We start from the raw sequence: 16,943 nt of genomic DNA, 5'->3' as shown, positions 1-16,943 counted from the left end.
CGCAATCCCTTGAATCCATGAATCCTCGACCCCTTGGACCCTTTTCAATCAGCTATGAGCTATAATACCGTTTTTCTCGACCGTGACGGCGTCATAAATGTTGACTCTCCCGATTATATCAAGAGCTGGGCTGAGTTCTCTTTTATTCCAGGCAGCCTGGGTGCCATCGCCCGCCTCACCGAAGCCGGAATAAGGGTCATTGTCATCACCAACCAATCGGCGGTCAACCGCGGCATAATCCTCCTCACGGAACTGGAAACCATGCACAGCAGGCTGGGTCAGGCGATCTCCGACACCGGCGGCCGGCTCACGGACATCTTCTTTTGCCCCCACCGTCCGGATGAGGGCTGCGGCTGCCGCAAACCGAAACCGGGACTGATCTTCGCCGCGCGGGACCGCTACGGCATCGACCTCTCCAGTGCCGTAATGGTGGGCGACAGCGTCAAGGATATCCTAACGGGTCAGGCCGCCGGCTGCGGTCTGACGGTCCTGGTAAAAACCGGCAACGGGAAGACCGCCGCCCAAACCCTTGAACAAACCGGCCACCCCCCCGATCACGTGGCCGCCGACCTGGACCGGGCGGCGCAATGGATCTTGGATCGGTGCCACTCACACCCATGACCCTCCCCCTGGAAATTACCCTTGCCGGCCGCATCGAGCGGATCACCTATTACAACCGGGAGAATCATTTCACCATCGCCCGGCTGCGCACCGATGAAAACGGCCGAAGCATTACCATCAAGGGCACCATGCCCGATCCCAAAGTCGGCGAATCCTTAGAGGTCCGGGGATGCTGGGAAACCCATGTCCGCTATGGGCAGCAGCTCAAGTTCACGGTTTTCACGGTTCGTCTGCCGGCCACGGTGGACGGCATCCGCAGCTACCTGGAATCGGGGTTTATCAAAGGGGTGGGCTCCCGGCTGGTCGACCGGATCATCGATCATTTCAAAGCTGACACCCTGGCGGTAATCGAAGCGAATCCGGAGCGCCTCACTGAAGTGGCCGGCATCGGCAATAAGACCGCCCGGCGCATTGCCGACGCCTGGAAATCCCATCACGCAGCCGGACAGCTCATGCGATTTCTGGAGGAAACCGGCGTGGACACAGCCTACGCCGGCCGTCTGCTGCGCGAGTATGGCACCGATGTCATCGACATCCTTTGCAACGACCCGTACCGGGTGGCCGAGGACATCCCCCGGATCGGTTTTCGCATTGCCGATGCCATCGTAAGGCACGCCGATACACCGGTGGATGAAATGGACCGAGCCAGAGCCTGCATATTTCACCTTTTCGAACAGGCCGTGGACCAGGGACATGCCTATATTGCGCAGAACCAGCTTTTCGACCAGTGCCGGGAAACCTTCGACGTCGGGTTGGAAACCGGCACAGCCGCCCTGAATGACCTGGTTCAAGCGGGTGAACTGGTGTTGGCGGATGAAGCGCAGGGTGCGGATTCGCCCCTGGTCTTTCCCAAAATGCTCCACCAGGCCGAAACCGTCATTGCCCGCCGCATCGCGGCCATTCAGTCCATACCTCTGGACGACACGCCGCCGGACAGCCGGTTGATTACTGAGGAAGTGTTGAAAAAACTGTCCATCACCCTGTCCACGCAGCAAGAGGAGATCCTCTCTCAGATGCTCTCCCACAAGGTATCGGTGATCACCGGCGGCCCCGGCACCGGAAAAACCACGCTGATCCGCTCCATCACCGCCGTCATGGAGAGACTGGGACGCCGGGTGATGCTGGCCGCACCCACGGGGCGGGCCGCCCGGCGACTTTCCAACGTAACCGGTCGGCCGGCGGCAACCCTGCACAAGGCCTTGGGGTACAACCTGGCCGACGGCCAGTTTGAGCGAACCGAAGACGATCAACTGACGGCCGATGTAATCGTTGTTGACGAAGCATCCATGGTGGACACCCTGCTCATGGCCAGCCTGATCCGGGCCGTACCGGTAACCGCCACCCTGATCCTGGTGGGGGACGTGTTCCAACTGCCGTCGGTAGGGCCGGGTAACGTCCTGTCCGACCTGATCCGTTCCAAAAAGATTATAACCTTCGAACTAACCGAGATTTTCCGCCAGGATGAGCAGAGCGCCATCGTCGTCAATGCCCATCGGGTCCGCAGCGGCCAACCACCGATCATTGCCCCCCCCGATGACCCGGATGCGCTGTCCGAATTCTACTTCATGGAACAGGCCGATCCCGAGCGGGTGGTCGAAACTGTTGTCACCCTCTGCCGGCAGGAGATCCCCCGCCATTTCAGGAAGGACCGTCACCTGCGGTTGGATCCCATCCGCGACATTCAGGTGCTTACCCCCATGCATCGCGGTCCGGTAGGCACCCTCAACCTGAACCGGGTGCTCCAGGAGGCGCTGAACCCCGCCGGCGAGCAGGTGGACGTTATGGGCAGGCGGTTCAAGGTGGGCGACAAGGTCATGCACCTGCGCAACAACTATCGCAAGGAGGTCTTCAACGGGGATATCGGCATCGTGGACAGCATTGATCTGGACGCTGAGCGTGCCGAGGTGGATTACGACGGTCGAAAGGTGCCCTACAACTTCATGGAACTGGACGAGTTGAGCCTGGCCTATGCCATCAGCGTGCACAAATCCCAGGGATCGGAATACCCGGCGGTGGTGATCCCCCTGCTCACCCAGCACTACATCATGCTTCAACGCAATCTGCTCTACACGGCGCTGACCCGCGGCAAGCAGCTGGTAGTCATGGTGGGCACCGCCAAGGCCCTGCACGTGGCCCTGAAAAACGACCGCCCCCGGCAACGGCGCTCCACGCTGGCCCGGCGCCTGAACCGGGCGTTGACTGAAGACGGAGGACGGTCGATGGAAGTCTAAAGCTGGCAATGTGGATTGTGGAATTGTTACTTCGGTTTCAAAACAAACAAAAACAGAACAATAGACAAAAACCAAATGACAAATAAATCACAATAATCAAATTCGAAACTCCAAACCCGGTAATCTTGAAGAAAGGGCATTCCAAGCATAATTAGTGGAGAAAAAAAATGACGATCAATTTCAGATTGTTGCAGTTCTTGAAATTTGGATATTGAAAATTGGAATTTATTTGAGATTTGTCATTTGTAGTTTGTTTTTTAAGATTTGGTTGGCCAAGATTTGCAGTGTCCGGCCTATCGGAATAATGGAGTGCGGAATCTACCTGCTAGGATGCGTCCGGGTCCGAGGGCACGGGGATCTTGAAAAAATTGATGCCTTCGGCTTTGAGGGTCTCTTCCTCTTTGGGTGTGCTGACGCCGCGGATGCTCCGGGGTTCGCTTACGCCGTAGTGCATTTTCAGCGCCTCTTCGGCAAAATCGGCGCCCACGTTGTCGAAATTTTTCTGCACATAGTCGACGATCTTTTTTCCCAGGGCCGCCATGTCCGCAGTTGCGGCGGCGTTTAGCGGCAGGGTGCCGGATGAACCCTTGATGGCAAACATGGAGGGTACCTTGAGGATAACGGTATCCTCGCAGACCGGACAGGCAATCATCCCTTGCTTTTTCTGCCGGTCGAAGGATCGGCTGTCTTCAAACCACCCCTCAAACTGGTGGCCGTTGCTGCACTGTAGGTCATACGCGATCATAAAGCCTTCACCTGCCTGTTTCTGTTACACTTTTTGGATTACCACAGGGCTTGCGGTTTGAAAAGAAATTATTGACAGATGATTGTTTTTCAACTCAAAATAGGTCCGTTTTTTCCAGTGGCTGAAACAACCCCAATAAAATGGAGTATGAATTGGTTATGAAAAACCTGAAAGTAGGGTTCTGGATGGTTCTTATTGGCCTTTTAATCCTGCCGGCCGCAAGCGTTGCGGAAACCGTTTACGTGTCCGAAGACTTTGAAATCACCATGCGGACAGGCCCCGGCTCAGACCGAAAAATCATTTCACTGGTCCAAAGCGGTAAAGCCCTGGAGATACTGGAAAAAGGGGAAGAGTGGTCCATGGTGCGCGACCACAGCGGCAAAGAAGGCTGGGTGCTCAACCGCTATCTCACCGCCAGCCAGCCCTGCGCCATGGTGCTGGACCGCGTCAGGCAGGACTACGATGTGCTGGCCGCCAAATACAAGGGCCTGAAGGAAACTTACGACGAGCTCAATGCACAGAAAAAAGCGACCGATGCCGATCTTTCCCAGAACCAGAAGGACCGCGACCAACTCAGCGCCGCTTATGAGACCCTGAAGAAAGAATCCTCTGAGTTCTTAAAACTCAAGCAGCGCCACCAACAGGTGGTTGCCGATCTGGAAGCGGAAAAAACCCTTTCGGCCAAACTGGATGAAGAAAACATGCAGATGAAACGCAGCCGCATTATCCAATGGGTGCTTACCGGCGGTGGAATCATGCTGGTGGGCTTTTTCATCGGACTCTTCAGCTCCAGCCGGCGAAAAGCCCGCTCTTCCCTGTATTGACACATGAATATCCAGACTGATTTTCTGATCATCGGCAGCGGGATCGCCGGGTTGATGGTTGCTCTCAAAGTGGCCGGCAGCGGTACAGTGGCCATCGTCACTAAAAAGCAAGCCGTGGACAGCAACACCAACCTCGCCCAGGGGGGTATCGCCTCCGTCTTCGATCAGCAGGATTCCTTCGACCTGCACATCCAGGATACGCTGGATGCCGGCGATGGCCTGTGCAACCCGGACGTGGTTCACCAGGTCGTGGTCGGCGGGCCGGAACGAATCCGGGAATTAATGGAAATCGGCGTCAGTTTCAACACGGAGGGTAACCGTCCGGGTGAAAACGGCAGCGAGCCTTTTGATCTGGGCCGGGAGGGCGGGCACTCGCGCAACCGCATCGTTCACGCCCACGATATGACCGGCCGTGAAGTGGAACAGGTGCTTTTGAGTCGGGCTCGCCAAAACCGGAATATCCGTTTTTACGAAAACCACATCGCCATCGATCTGATCACCTTTTCCACCCGCATCAGGCGGGGGTTGGTCACCACCACTCACGAAGATTACTGCTGCGGCGCCTACGTGCTGGATCGCCAATCGCACCAGGTTATGACCTTCGGCGCCGATATAACCCTGCTGGCCACCGGCGGTGCAGGCAAGGTATATCTTTACACCAGCAACCCGGACATCGCCACCGGTGACGGCATTGCCATGGGTTACCGGGCCGGTGCCACCGTGGCCAACCTGGAGTTCGTCCAGTTCCATCCCACCTGCCTCTATCATCCGGCCGCCAAGAATTTTCTCATCTCGGAAGCGGTGCGCGGAGAAGGAGGGCGCCTCATGGATGCCGGGGGAAACTCCTTCATGGAACGATACGACCCAAAAAGAGACCTGGCCTGCCGGGACGTGGTGGCCAGAGCCATCGACACGGAACTCAAACGCACCGGCCAGGACAGTGTCTTTCTGGATATCTCCCACCAACCGGCGGCGTTCGTCACCAGTCGCTTCCCCAACCTGGTTGAAAAATGCCTGGCCTTCGGCATCGACATGACCAAAGAACCGATTCCTGTCGTGCCGGCCGCCCACTATATGTGCGGCGGCGTGGTCACCGACATGTTCGGTCGCACGGACATCAACCGCCTCTACGCAGTGGGTGAAACTGCCTGCACCGGCCTTCACGGCGCCAATCGCCTGGCCAGCAACTCCCTGCTGGAGGCCCTGGTCTACGCCGATGCCGCCGCCCGCCAGGCGGTCCGGGACCGTGCCGAAAACGACAGGGGAATCTTCCCGGATATCCCTGGCTGGGATGACGTGGGCACCACCGACAGCGACGAGCAGATCATGGTTGCCCATAACTGGGACGAAATCCGGCGCCTCATGTGGAATTATGTAGGCATCGTTCGCTCGGACAAGCGCCTGGCCCGTGCCCAGCGCCGCATCGACACCATCCAGAACGAAATCAGTGAATACTACTGGAATTTCAAAGTCTCACCAGACCTCATCGAGCTTCGCAACATCGCCACCGTGGCCGAACTGATTATCAAGTGCGCCGCCCACCGCAAGGAGAGCCGCGGCCTGCATTACAATATCGGCTACCCGAAAAGAGACGATCACCGATGGAAGAAAGACACGGTGATCCGTCGGCAAATTGTGGGGTAATCCTGCCGGACCCGTTTTTTTAAAAACACCCGCAAATGATCTCAGGAACCTGCGGAACTTCCGATGAAACTGTACCTTATCACCTCAGGCATCATCATTTTCGTTCTCCTGTCCGGGTACCTTCTGTTGATGCCCATGTCCGGCGCGTTTGTCCGTTATCTGGTCTGGACCCTGACACCTGCCGCCACAGCCTCGAGAGGGAGTGTCAGGACTGCGGATGCACGCATCCACTATATCAGTTTCGGCAGCGGTCCTGCGGTTCTGCTCCTGCATGGCGGATTAAGCAGCCGACTCGCCTGGTTCTCCCAGATTCCCTGGCTGGTCTCAGCGGGCCGACAGGTTGTGCTGCCGGACATTCGCGGACACGGCGATTCCGACCTTGGCGCCAATGAGTTGAATTATCGCCTGCTCGCATCCGATGCGATACATGTCCTGAACAAGCTTGGCATCCGTCAGGCCGACGTGATTGGCTGGAGCGACGGCGGAAATACCGCTTTGCTGCTTGGACGGTACTCGCCTGAACGGGTAAATCGAATTGTTGCCATCAGCGCAAATTTCAGCCCGACCGGTCTTACCTCCGAAGCTCTGGAGGAAACGCACACCCAGAGCAGCGGGCTGACATACTGGCTCAAACGATGGTGGACTGGAGCCGGAAAGCAACTGGTTGAACTGGAAAACCGTATCAAGCGCATGTGGCGGATCTTCCCTGTGCTGCAACCGGCAGATCTGCAAGAGATCTCCGCCCCTACCCTGGTGATAATCGGCGACCACGATGTAATCTCAATTGCGCACGCAAGACAGATGGCCAAACTGCTTGCAAACGGCTTTCTGGAAATCGTCCCGGGCGGCCATTCCACGCCGGTCACCCACTCGATTCAGGTCAATGAGGCGATGGCGAAGTTTCTTGGGCTTCCCGCCCCAAACTGATGTTGGCGCAAAAACAGCGCCACCAGACCGGCAATTGAGAGCCAAAAAAAGTTAATTAACGTATAATCACAATCAGATAGATTCAACCGATCTCGAATCTCAACAATAAGGAATTCCGATGTTTCATTGGTATATGGATCGTCGCCGAAAGAAGCTCACCCGGTCTCCTTTCCCTTCCATATGGGAGAAAATAATTCGCCGCAACGTCGCCCACTACTGCATGCTGGAAGATGCCGAGCGTGCTCACCTGCATGCGTTGATTCAGGTCTTCATCGACGAAAAAAATTGGGAAGGAGCCGGTGGACTGGAACAAACCGACGAGATCCGCGTCACGATCTCAGCCCAGGCCTGCCTGCTCCTGCTGGGCTTGCCCCACAACTACTACCGGAATGTCGCATCTATCATCGTTTACCCATCCACCGTTGTTCCGCCTCGACGCCAGCCGGGTTTCTTCGAAAACACATTCGCACCCGTGGACCCTGAGCATCCCATTCTCGGGCAGGCGTTCCGGCAGGGGCCGGTAATTATTATATGGGACGCTGCCCTGCACGGCGGCCGCCATCCGGAGTCCGGCCACAACGTTGTTTACCATGAATTCGCCCATAAACTGGACATGCTCGACGGGGCGGCCGACGGTACCCCTCCCCTGCGCGACCGGGCGGAATACCGTGACTGGGTCCAGACATGTTCACGTGAATATTTGCGTCTCAAACATGACACCGCAAAAGGCAGGAAATCTTTCCTCGATGCTTATGGTGCGACTAACGAAGCGGAATTTTTTGCAGTCGCCACAGAGCAATTCTTCGATCAACCGCGGTCATTGCTTGAGCATTCACCGGATCTTTATCGCGTTTTGCAGGAATACTACCGTCAGGACCCTTCCAAACGTGCGTCCCGGAACAACTGTATAAATTTCTAATCCATAAGGAGCAAACCATGAACGGTGAAGAGAAAGTTGTCGCGATAACAGGCGCCAGCAGCGGTATTGGAGAAGCAACGGGTCGCCTGCTTGCTGGGCGAGGAGCGAGAGTCCTTCTGGGTGCGCGTCGCATGGATCGTCTCGAGACCATCCGCGGCGCGATCCAGTCAACCGGCGGCGTCGCCCAAATCCATCCCCTGGACGTGACCCGGCGCAAAAGTGTCGAGGACTTTGTGAAGCATGCCAAACAAACCTTTGGCCGCATTGACGTGATGGTCAACAATGCCGGCATCATGCCCCTGTCGCCGATGAGTCAGCTCAAAGTCGACGAATGGGAGCGGATGGTCGACGTCAACATCAAGGGCGTACTTTACGGCATCGCGGCAGCCCTGCCCTTTTTCACCGAGCAGGGGGCTGGGCATTTCGTCAACGTCTCCTCTGTCGCAGGAAAGGTCGTCTTTCCCGGGTCGGCGGTCTATTCCGGAACGAAATTCGCTGTACGGGCCATTTCCGAAGGGCTGCGGATGGAAAATCTGCCCGGTATCCGTTCGACAGTCATCTTTCCGGGAATTGTTGTTACCGAACTGGCCAATTCCATCACCGATGAACAGATGGCCAGAAACATACGTGAAAGGCGGGATGCATTTGCCATCTCTCCGGACGCCATCGCACGGGCGGTGGCATTTGCGATCGAACAACCCGACGATGTGGATGTCAACGAAATCGTCGTGCGTCCGATCAAACAGGATCGTTAACCTTAGAAAATTTTTCTTTTCGATCCAAAAGGTTGAGTCATGCTAAACGGGAAACCACGACAAAAGACATCTGTATCCGGAATTATTCGGAGTGGGTAATTCCACACCATAAACGAGGGTATAGTAGTGAGAATTGAGATTCTTGGAACGCCGTTTAACGGGCTTGGATCGCCGCCGGATATAGAGAACCCGGCAGAAGGGCTGAGGCGGGCGGGATTGCTCCCCCTGTTATCGTCAAAAGGACATACGGTGGACGATCTCGGCGATCTGTCGGGTTTTCAATTCCGGGAAATTCATGATCCTGGGACGGGAATCAAAGATTTTGAAATGTGGATCGACATTTCCACCAGCCTGTCAAGAGAATGCGAGGCGATACTGAGTCGGGGCGCATTTCCACTGCTGCTTGGTGGGGACTGCAGCATGTTGGTGGGAATCCTTTCCGCCTTTGCGCAAAAGGACAGCGACGTGGGCCTCATCTTCCTCGATGGCCACGCCGATTTCCATAGCCCCGAGACATCGCCCAGCGGCGATCCAGCAGATATGGAACTGTCGATAGTAACCGGCCGCGGCCCCCGTGGGATCACTCACGTCGCCGGCAAATTCCCGTTGTTGAAGGAAGAAGATATCGTGGTTTATGGCATCAGGGCCTGGGATCAGATTGCCGCATCTAATATCCGGGTCTATGACAGGCACCGCATGGCGGAAAGAGGAATCAAATCGGTCGTTGAAGAAGGGTTGGCGCATCTCACGCAACGAGGGATTCCTTTATGGCTCCACTTCGATGTTGATGTCATCGATCCGACGCTCATGCCGGTAATGTTCCCCGAATCCGGAGGCCTTTCATTTGAAGAAACCCATGAATTCCTGAGTCTCGTTTGGGCCTCCGGGAGAATTGCCGGAATGAGTGTCGCCTGTTATCATCCGGCACTGGATGCAGACGGCAGTGCAGGGTCACGCCTGGTCACCCTGATCGCGGACGTTCTCTCAAGCCGCGCCTGATCGGGAACCCTATCAACAGCCGCCTGAGACATGGCGCACAGGGACCTATTCCCTGGGAAGCGATTATCCATAACGATGAGGAGACGACATGAAAACATGCATGATCCTGGTTGACCTTCAGAACGACTATTTTCCCGGGGGGAGTATGGAACTGGTCGGCATCGGGACCGCCGCCGCCAACGCCCGCCTTCTCCTGGAGGCATTCAGAAAAAGAGAACAACCGGTTTTCCATATTCAACACATCGCCGCTCGACCGGGGGCGACGTTTTTTCTGCCGGAGACCAACGGGGCCCGAATAAATGCTACGGTTGCCCCCATGGGAGACGAAACGACCATCGTCAAAAACTATCCCAACAGCTTTCGCGACACCACCCTTGCTAAACTTCTCGGACAGCGGAAAATCCAGGATCTGGTCATTTGCGGTGCCATGAGCCACATGTGTATCGACGCCACCGTCCGCGCCGCGTTTGATCTGGGCTTCAACTGTACCGTTGCCGAAGATGCCTGTGCGACTATGAATTTGATATTTAATGGAAAAACCATCAACGCATCGGAAGTGCATGCATCCTTCATGGCCGCAATGGCCGGGGTGTATGCAGAAGTTCTTTCAACGCAATCGCTAATCAAAAAAATGGCTTGACAGAGTGTCGAAAAACTATTGCGCGGGGCCATACGGCGTTAACAGTCGATTCAAAATGCTCAGTTATCACACACAAACTCCTCTCTTCCGCCGAATATTTCCTTGTCTGGCCTGCGTTCATGACATTTTTCAACACCATTTGTATAATGAAAATGATTTATAATGGAGTATTCCGAACGGGGCGAAAGATTATGCGTCGATCCACGCTGCTCACCATCGACGGAATCATCAACCTGATCCTCGGCACGCTGTTGATCATATTTTCCGACGGATGGGTCAGGTTGCTGGGCGTGCCGCCGGCCGCCAATGCCTTTTATGCGAACATTCTCGGCGGGGTCCTATTCGGGATCGGCATCGCCCTGATGTTGGAGACGCGCAATAAAACAGGAAACAGTGTTGGCTTGGGACTCGGCGGAGCGATCGCCATCAACCTGTGCGGTGGATTGGTGCTGCTCGGATGGCTTGCCTTCGGCCACTTGGCCCTGCCCTTACGCGGCCTGATCTTTTTATGGTTCCTGGTTCTGCTTCTGGTCGGTATGAGCGCAGTAGAACTGGTAATAGGGTTTTCGGCCAACCGGCGCGGCTTCTGATACAGCGTTACCGGCTGGGAAACACTGTATCTTTGCGAATCCCCGCGGCGATCCCGAACCACCTGCATTTTTACCGCAGTTTTACGATCATCTGGACGGATGGCTGAATCTGCTCCCATTCTCGGCGAGAGCGGAACAGCACGGTTTTTTCCATCAATACGGGGCGGACATCGACAGCGGATCAACCCGCAATGAGCCGGCGTTGATATAAAAAGCCAAAGCCGCAGGTTCCGAACCTTTTTAATCGACAGAACCATCCGCAGGCCTTCAAGAATGAAAGATGCGCATCGGCCCTGTATACAGGCCCGTGTATTTTTTGTCACAGAAACTATAACATAAAAGAAACAATAGGAATTTTTTGTAATACCCCTTAATGAGTATTAGGGGTATTGCCGATTTTTATTTTTCCTGTTATTGAAATCGGTTAAATGTCCGGCAGCATCTTTGTATAAAAATTTTGTGAATGGTTCGATTTTTGCTGATTTGACAGCAAGCCTATTTTATCCCCCGTTCAAAATTTTGGAAAGGAACTTCATGCTCCGGTTCGGCGCTGCGCCCGACAAGGCTTGTGAAATGGACTTGGATCATATATTTATCTGCCGGCTCAAGCTGTTGATCGTTATGACGCGGGCCTACCTGGAAGGCTACCCTTTCGGGGCGGTACGCAAGAGCGCTCTCGTCGGCAATGCGCGATACATCGCCGCCGAAAGCATTGATCTGGAGCAATTGATTCCCATTCGCAGCGAACAGGCAGCCAAAGACGGGATGGATTTCGACCATGTATTCTACCAGCGGGTTAAGCTTCTGGCCTCCATGGCCAAAACCATCGGGAAAAACTTTCCCTTCGGAGAACATCGCCAAACAGCCCTGATGGATAACCTGGACATGATCTGCAACGCCTTGGATTTCACCAGCGGAGTCAAGAAAGTTGAATTTCTCAAAGTGGCTTGAGTCTACCTCAGCGCCTCCTTCAGATATTCGCAAAACCGATTCCAGGATTTTTCATCCGCATCTTTTCGGTACCGATCGGAACCGAATACGGTAAACGCGTGCGGCGCACCGCCGTATGAGATCATTTCGTGCGGTACGCCCTTTTCCTCCAAGGCATTGGCCAGCATCGCAAAATGATCCATGGTGACATTCGTGTCCGCCGTGCCGTGCAGGATCAGGAGCGATCCTTTGGTTTTGCCGTAATCCTGACCCTCCGGGGTACTCAATCCGCCATGGAAGGTGACAAAGCCTTTCATCTCCGCCCCCGACCGGGCCAACTCGAGCACGGCGGCGCCACCGAAGCAGTATCCCATCGCCACCGCGTTGTTCACGTTGGCGCCTCTGGCCTTGGCCGCCGCCAACGCACCGTAAAGCAAACTGCGCATGCGTTCCCGGTCCTTGTACAATTCCCCGGTGTGCTGGCGCCGGTCTTTCATCTCAGTAGGCCTGATTCCGGCGCCGAACAGATCGGCGGCAAAGACCGCATACCCTTTCTCAGCCAGCATATCGGCCCGCTTGATTTCATAATCGGTCAGGCCATCCCAGTCATGGATCAGCAGCACCAAGGGGGCATTTTCAGCCGGAGAGGTAAAATACCCCTCGAATGCCTCCCCCTTGACGTCATAGGAAACCACCTGCCCACCTGCCGTGGCAGTGGACGTAAATAGTATCAGAAACAGCAATGTGCATATGGTTTTCATGGTAACCTCCATGGTTTGCGGTTTATATTTCAGTTCTCGGTCTTCTGTCATCCGTCCTCAATCCGGCAGATACCCCCTTGCCAACCGCTTGAACTCAGATACCTGCTGTTGCTGCCATTCCGACCCCAATCCCAGTTCCTGCGCCATGAGGCGGGCCGTCTTCTCGGCGACCGCCATGCTGGCCGCAGCATCCAGGATCAGGGCGCGGGTGCGACGGGCCAGAACATCTTCCAGCGTCAAGGCCATTTCATTGCGAACGGCCCAGATCACCTCCGCTTTTACATAGGGCAGGTTGTCGTGCAGTTTTTCTCCCATCCCGGGATCCGCGTCTATAATCCGCCGGATGAAAACCGCGTCGGAACCATAGGCGCAAAGGGAATCTTCCGGGTCCATGTTCTTCAGCCACCCGTGAATGCGCAACTTGCGCGTCCGGCATTCGCTTTCGGGCAGCCCGGCGATCAACGCCGCCTGATTCACGGTGTCTTCAGCCATCTTGCGGTAAGTGGTCCATTTACCGCCGGTAATGGTCACCAGACCCGATTGAGACACCTCCAGATGATGGTCCCGGGAGATGGCGGCGGTCTTTTTCCCCGCCCCTTCCCCCACCAGCGGCCGGAGCCCCGCAAACATGCACAAAATGTCCTCCCGGGTGGGATCCTCCACCATGTACTGGGCGGCATGCTTGAGGATGAAAGCGATCTCTTCCTCCAGGGGACGGGGCTCTAGACAGGCGCGTTCCACCGGCGTGTCGGTCGTGCCCACCAGCACCCGGTCGTGCCAGGGAACGGCGAACAGCACCCGTCCGTCTTCGGTCTGGGGAACCATGATGGCGGTATTTCCCTTTAAAAAGCGCTTGTCCAGCACCAGGTGAACCCCCTGGCTGTGGGTGATGATCGGTGTGGCTGCGTGTTGATCCATGCGCAGGATGTCGTCGGTAAAAATCCCCGTTGCATTGACCACCACCCGGGCGCGGATATGGCGTTCTCGACCATATAGGGTGTCCTTGAGCGTTACCCCGTCGATCATTTTCCCCGAATAGGTCAGGCCGGTTACCTGCATGGTGTTGACGGGCACACCGCCGGCGTCCACAATCGACTGGGCCAGGTTGACGGCCAGACGGGCGTCGTCGAACTGGCCGTCATAGTAGATAACGCCGCCGCGCAACTGGTCCGGTTCCAATGTCGGAATACGGTTGAGGGTTTCCGCTTTGGATAACCACGTTGAGGGGCCCAGTCCCAGGCGACCGGCAAGGAGGTCGTACACCTTCAGGCCCACCCCGTAGAAGGGGCCGTCCCACCACTCGTAGTTGGGCACGATGAACGCCTGGTTCTGAACCAAATGAGGTGCGTTCTGCATCAGCAATCCCCGTTCTTGAAGGGCTTCGAGAACCAGTGAGATATTGCCCTGCTGCAGGTAGCGTACACCGCCGTGAACCAGCTTGGTGCTGCGGCTGGAGGTGCCTTTGGCAAAGTCGTGCCGCTCCGCCAGCAGGGTCTTGTACCCTCTTGAGGCCGCATCCAGTGCGCACCCCAGACCGGTGGCACCGCCGCCGATTACCAGAATGTCCCAGTACCCGTCGTAATTATCGATGGTTTCTATTGATTTTCTTCGATTCATGAGCATTCCTCGTTTTTCATGGAGCAGGCGGAAAGAACCTGATCTGGGAGGGACTGATCGCGATAAACCGTGATGCCTTTGAGGTTCATATCGGCGGCATCCAGGAAAAGGGCGCGAATCTCGTCTACGGAGATGGATTCGGGCAGGTTCACTGTTTTGGATACCGCATTGTCCGTATATTTCTGAAAGGCGGCCTGAATCTTCAGGTGCCATTGGGGAGAGACATCCCAGGCCGTCTGGAAGATGCGCTTGTCTATCTTGCGGCCCTCCCGCCGGTATCGTTCATAAAGGGGGTGCACATCCGTGAAGATCTGATCCACGATCCGGCGCTGTACTTCAAAGGCAAAAACCGGCTCGACGCTGCTGCTCACCCCGGCCAGAATGCTGATGGTGCCGGTGGGCGCCACGGTGGTGAGGGTGGCATTGCGCCGCCGCTTCACCCCTCTGGCCGGAAATACGCTCTGATGGAAAGCGGGAAAATTCCCCCGCCTGGCAGCCAGTTCAGCTGACGCAGCCTCGGCATATTGCTGGAGCCGGGACATGATTTCACCGGCCAGCAACACGGCCTGTTCACTCTGGTAGGAGACGCCGAGCAGGATCAACATATCGGCAAATCCCATGACTCCCAGCCCGATCTTGCGATTCATCCGGCTCCACTCCCCGGTCCGGGAAATAGGATGGCGGTTCACCTCCACCACGTTGTCCAGAAAATGAACGGCCAGGTGCACCAGGGACTCCAGTTTCCGGTAGTCAATGGATTTGCCGTCGATTATCCGGGTGAGATTGATGGAGCCCAACGTGCACGATTCGTATGGCAGCAACGGCTGCTCGCCACAGGGGTTGGTGGCTTCCAGCGACCCCATCTCCGGAGTGGGGTTGGCCCGGTTGATGCGGTCGATGAACAGGATGCCGGGGTCACCGGTTTTCCAGGCGCTTGCAGCCATCAGGCTGAGCAGGTCAGCCGCCGGCACCCGGGCCACCTCGGCGCCGGTTCGCGGGTGAATCAGCGGGTAATCGCGCCGCTTCTTCACACAATCGATGAAGGGGTCGTCCACCGCCACGGAAAGGTTGAAGTTGCACAACTGGCCATGGTCCAGCTTGGCCTTGACGAAAGCCTCGATGTCCGGGTGGCTCACATGCAGCACACCCATGTTGGCGCCGGGCCGGACGCGGTTGCGGTCGATGTGGTGGGTGGCGGCATCGAACAGCTGGATGAACGACACCGGACCGCCGGTCACCCCCGATGCGGGAAAGATGGTGTCCCCGGCGGGACGCAGCCGGCTGAAGGAAAATCCGGTTCCGCCGCCGGTATGGTGGATCAGGGCGGCGTCCTTGAGGCTCTGAAAAATGGACTCCAGGTTGTCCTCCACCGGCAGCACGAAACAGGCAGCCAACTGCCCCAGCGGCCGACCGGCATTCATCAGACAGGGAGAATTGGGCAGAAAAGAGAGCGAGGTCATGGCCGCCTCGAAGCGCGCCTCCGTGTCCCGCACCAAGGCGCGGGCGTCGAACAACCGGTCCGCCTCGGCCACCACCCGGGCCACCCGCGAAAACACATCTGCCGGCGTCTCTATGGTCTCTCCCCGGTAGTTACGGGCAAGATATCGTTTTTTTAAGACTTCCCCGGCCAGCGGGGTGAGGCTGACGATGCTCATGGATCCGCCTTTCGGCCTGTTTTTTTTGCGCCCAAACAGGGGTTGGTTGCTATATCATAATCACGGTTCAAGGCAGTTGCATCTGCGATCAACCGTTCAAACCCGACGGGATGCCGGGAAAAATGATGGGAAACAGCAGGTAACCAAGGTAGATGAAATAGATCACTAGGGCCAGCAACCCCTCCCACCGGTCCATGATGCGCACCCGTCCGGTAAACATGAAGATGAACAGCATGATGCTGGCCGCCATCATGACGCCCATGTCTACATTGGCCGCCGGGTTGAAGGGGATCGGTCGAATGACCGCACTGACACCCAGGATAAAAAACACGTTGAAGATGTTGGAACCGACCACGTTTCCCACCGCAATCTCCACTTCTCCCCGCCTGGCGGCCACGACCGAGGTGGCCAGTTCGGGCAGTGAGGTTCCCACCGCCACGACCGTCAGCCCCATCACGGCCCGGGGGATGCCCAGGTAATCCCCCAGGATGACAGCACTGTCCACGATCCATCGCCCCCCGAACAGCAACCCGCAAAAGCCCACAGTCATTTTCAGGGCAATCCATGCCGCTTTGTCGGCGGGTGCCGGACTGACTTCCGGCAGGCCGGGAACCGGTGCAGCAATGGATGCCGTGTAAGCGATGAAAATGGCGAAGAAACCCAGCAGCACCAGGCCATCCGACCGCGTGATCGTTGAATGGACGGCACCGTCAATATAGACGTCGCTGGCCACAACCCACAGCAGCACTGCCGCCAGCAGACTGAAGGGGATCTCCTTCCAGACAGTCCCCTCTGAAACGGAGAGCGGTCGAACCAGCGCCGAAATTCCCAGGATCAAAAGGATGTTGGCGATGTTGCTGCCCATCACGTTGCCCAGAGCGATATCGGTGCTGCCGCTGACCGCGGCCGAGATATTGACGAAAAGTTCAGGGGCCGACGTCCCGAAAGCCACCACGGTCAGGCCGACGGCCGTCGGAGAAACATTCATTCCCCGCGCCAACCGCGCGGCGCCATCCACGAACAGGTCGGCGCCCTTGAGCAAAACGACAAACCCGGCCAGCATCAACAGGGAAGAAACGATCATG

At 56.6% G+C, this 16,943-nt stretch carries 16 protein-coding genes; 11 read left to right on the top strand and 5 right to left on the bottom strand.

Annotation, left to right across the window (positions count from 1 at the left end):
- Window positions 1-54 precede the first annotated feature (54 nt).
- On the top strand, window positions 55-621 hold the full coding sequence (gene gmhB, locus ACHZBS_RS20645) for a D-glycero-beta-D-manno-heptose 1,7-bisphosphate 7-phosphatase (protein ID WP_319408410.1): 567 nt from the start codon (window positions 55-57) through the stop codon (window positions 619-621).
- Window positions 603-2,852 carry an ATP-dependent RecD-like DNA helicase gene (locus tag ACHZBS_RS20640; RefSeq protein ID WP_319408409.1) on the top strand — a complete coding sequence of 750 codons (2,250 nt, stop codon included), beginning with the start codon at window positions 603-605 and terminating at the stop codon, window positions 2,850-2,852. Before gmhB ends, ACHZBS_RS20640 begins: the two co-directional genes overlap by 19 nt.
- 325 nt (window positions 2,853-3,177) lie before the next feature.
- Here ACHZBS_RS20640 and ACHZBS_RS20635 read toward each other — a convergent pair whose 3' ends face one another.
- Window positions 3,178-3,597 carry a DUF1178 family protein gene (locus ACHZBS_RS20635; protein WP_319408408.1) on the bottom strand — a complete coding sequence of 140 codons (420 nt, stop codon included), beginning with the start codon at window positions 3,595-3,597 and terminating at the stop codon, window positions 3,178-3,180.
- Between the two features lie 158 nt (window positions 3,598-3,755).
- Between ACHZBS_RS20635 and ACHZBS_RS20630 the strand changes: the two genes are divergently transcribed.
- The 9 genes from ACHZBS_RS20630 to ACHZBS_RS20590 all read left to right on the top strand — a co-directional run bounded on the left by ACHZBS_RS20630 (window position 3,756) and on the right by ACHZBS_RS20590 (window position 11,846).
- Complete coding sequence (locus tag ACHZBS_RS20630; RefSeq protein ID WP_319408407.1) at window positions 3,756-4,421, top strand: TIGR04211 family SH3 domain-containing protein; 666 nt, start codon at window positions 3,756-3,758, stop codon at window positions 4,419-4,421.
- A gap of 3 nt (window positions 4,422-4,424) precedes the next feature.
- On the top strand, window positions 4,425-6,065 hold the full coding sequence (gene nadB, locus ACHZBS_RS20625; RefSeq protein WP_319408406.1) for an L-aspartate oxidase: 1,641 nt from the start codon (window positions 4,425-4,427) through the stop codon (window positions 6,063-6,065).
- A gap of 63 nt (window positions 6,066-6,128) precedes the next feature.
- Window positions 6,129-6,992 (top strand): alpha/beta hydrolase, encoded by an 864-nt coding sequence (locus ACHZBS_RS20620; protein WP_319408405.1) that lies wholly within the window; start codon window positions 6,129-6,131, stop codon window positions 6,990-6,992.
- Between the two features lie 118 nt (window positions 6,993-7,110).
- Entirely contained in the window at window positions 7,111-7,911 is an 801-nt protein-coding gene (locus ACHZBS_RS20615) for a zinc-dependent peptidase (protein WP_319408404.1), read from the top strand.
- Window positions 7,912-7,928: 17 nt separating this feature from the next.
- A complete protein-coding gene (locus tag ACHZBS_RS20610) occupies window positions 7,929-8,666 on the top strand; it encodes an SDR family oxidoreductase (RefSeq protein WP_319408403.1) in 738 nt (245 codons plus the stop codon).
- Between the two features lie 126 nt (window positions 8,667-8,792).
- Window positions 8,793-9,665 carry an arginase family protein gene (locus ACHZBS_RS20605; protein ID WP_319408402.1) on the top strand — a complete coding sequence of 291 codons (873 nt, stop codon included), beginning with the start codon at window positions 8,793-8,795 and terminating at the stop codon, window positions 9,663-9,665.
- An 88-nt stretch (window positions 9,666-9,753) separates the two neighbouring features.
- Window positions 9,754-10,305, top strand: coding sequence for a cysteine hydrolase family protein (locus ACHZBS_RS20600; RefSeq protein ID WP_319408401.1), 552 nt, complete (start codon window positions 9,754-9,756; stop codon window positions 10,303-10,305).
- Between the two features lie 191 nt (window positions 10,306-10,496).
- Window positions 10,497-10,895: a hypothetical protein gene (locus ACHZBS_RS20595; RefSeq protein ID WP_319408400.1), complete on the top strand. Its 399-nt coding sequence runs from the start codon at window positions 10,497-10,499 to the stop codon at window positions 10,893-10,895.
- A 534-nt stretch (window positions 10,896-11,429) separates the two neighbouring features.
- Window positions 11,430-11,846: a hypothetical protein gene (locus ACHZBS_RS20590; protein ID WP_319408399.1), complete on the top strand. Its 417-nt coding sequence runs from the start codon at window positions 11,430-11,432 to the stop codon at window positions 11,844-11,846.
- Window positions 11,847-11,848: 2 nt separating this feature from the next.
- Here the strand turns inward: ACHZBS_RS20590 and ACHZBS_RS20585 are convergent, their stop codons facing one another.
- The 4 genes from ACHZBS_RS20585 to ACHZBS_RS20570 form a co-directional block, all read right to left on the bottom strand.
- Window positions 11,849-12,586 (bottom strand): dienelactone hydrolase family protein, encoded by a 738-nt coding sequence (locus ACHZBS_RS20585; RefSeq protein ID WP_319408398.1) that lies wholly within the window; start codon window positions 12,584-12,586, stop codon window positions 11,849-11,851.
- Window positions 12,587-12,643: 57 nt separating this feature from the next.
- Window positions 12,644-14,203 carry a glycerol-3-phosphate dehydrogenase/oxidase gene (locus tag ACHZBS_RS20580; RefSeq protein ID WP_319408397.1) on the bottom strand — a complete coding sequence of 520 codons (1,560 nt, stop codon included), beginning with the start codon at window positions 14,201-14,203 and terminating at the stop codon, window positions 12,644-12,646.
- On the bottom strand, window positions 14,200-15,858 hold the full coding sequence (locus tag ACHZBS_RS20575) for an adenosylcobalamin-dependent ribonucleoside-diphosphate reductase (RefSeq protein WP_319408396.1): 1,659 nt from the start codon (window positions 15,856-15,858) through the stop codon (window positions 14,200-14,202). Before ACHZBS_RS20575 ends, ACHZBS_RS20580 begins: the two co-directional genes overlap by 4 nt.
- 88 nt (window positions 15,859-15,946) lie before the next feature.
- Window positions 15,947-16,942, bottom strand: a complete 996-nt coding sequence (locus ACHZBS_RS20570) for a calcium/sodium antiporter (RefSeq protein ID WP_319408395.1) — start codon at window positions 16,940-16,942, stop codon at window positions 15,947-15,949.
- Window position 16,943 lies beyond the last annotated feature (1 nt).

The organism is uncultured Desulfosarcina sp. (assembly GCF_963664155.2).
In the GTDB taxonomy this organism is placed as follows: domain Bacteria; phylum Desulfobacterota; class Desulfobacteria; order Desulfobacterales; family Desulfosarcinaceae; genus Desulfosarcina.
The sequence above is the reverse complement of the archived record's forward strand: the minus strand, read 5'-3'. Positions and strand labels throughout refer to the sequence as shown.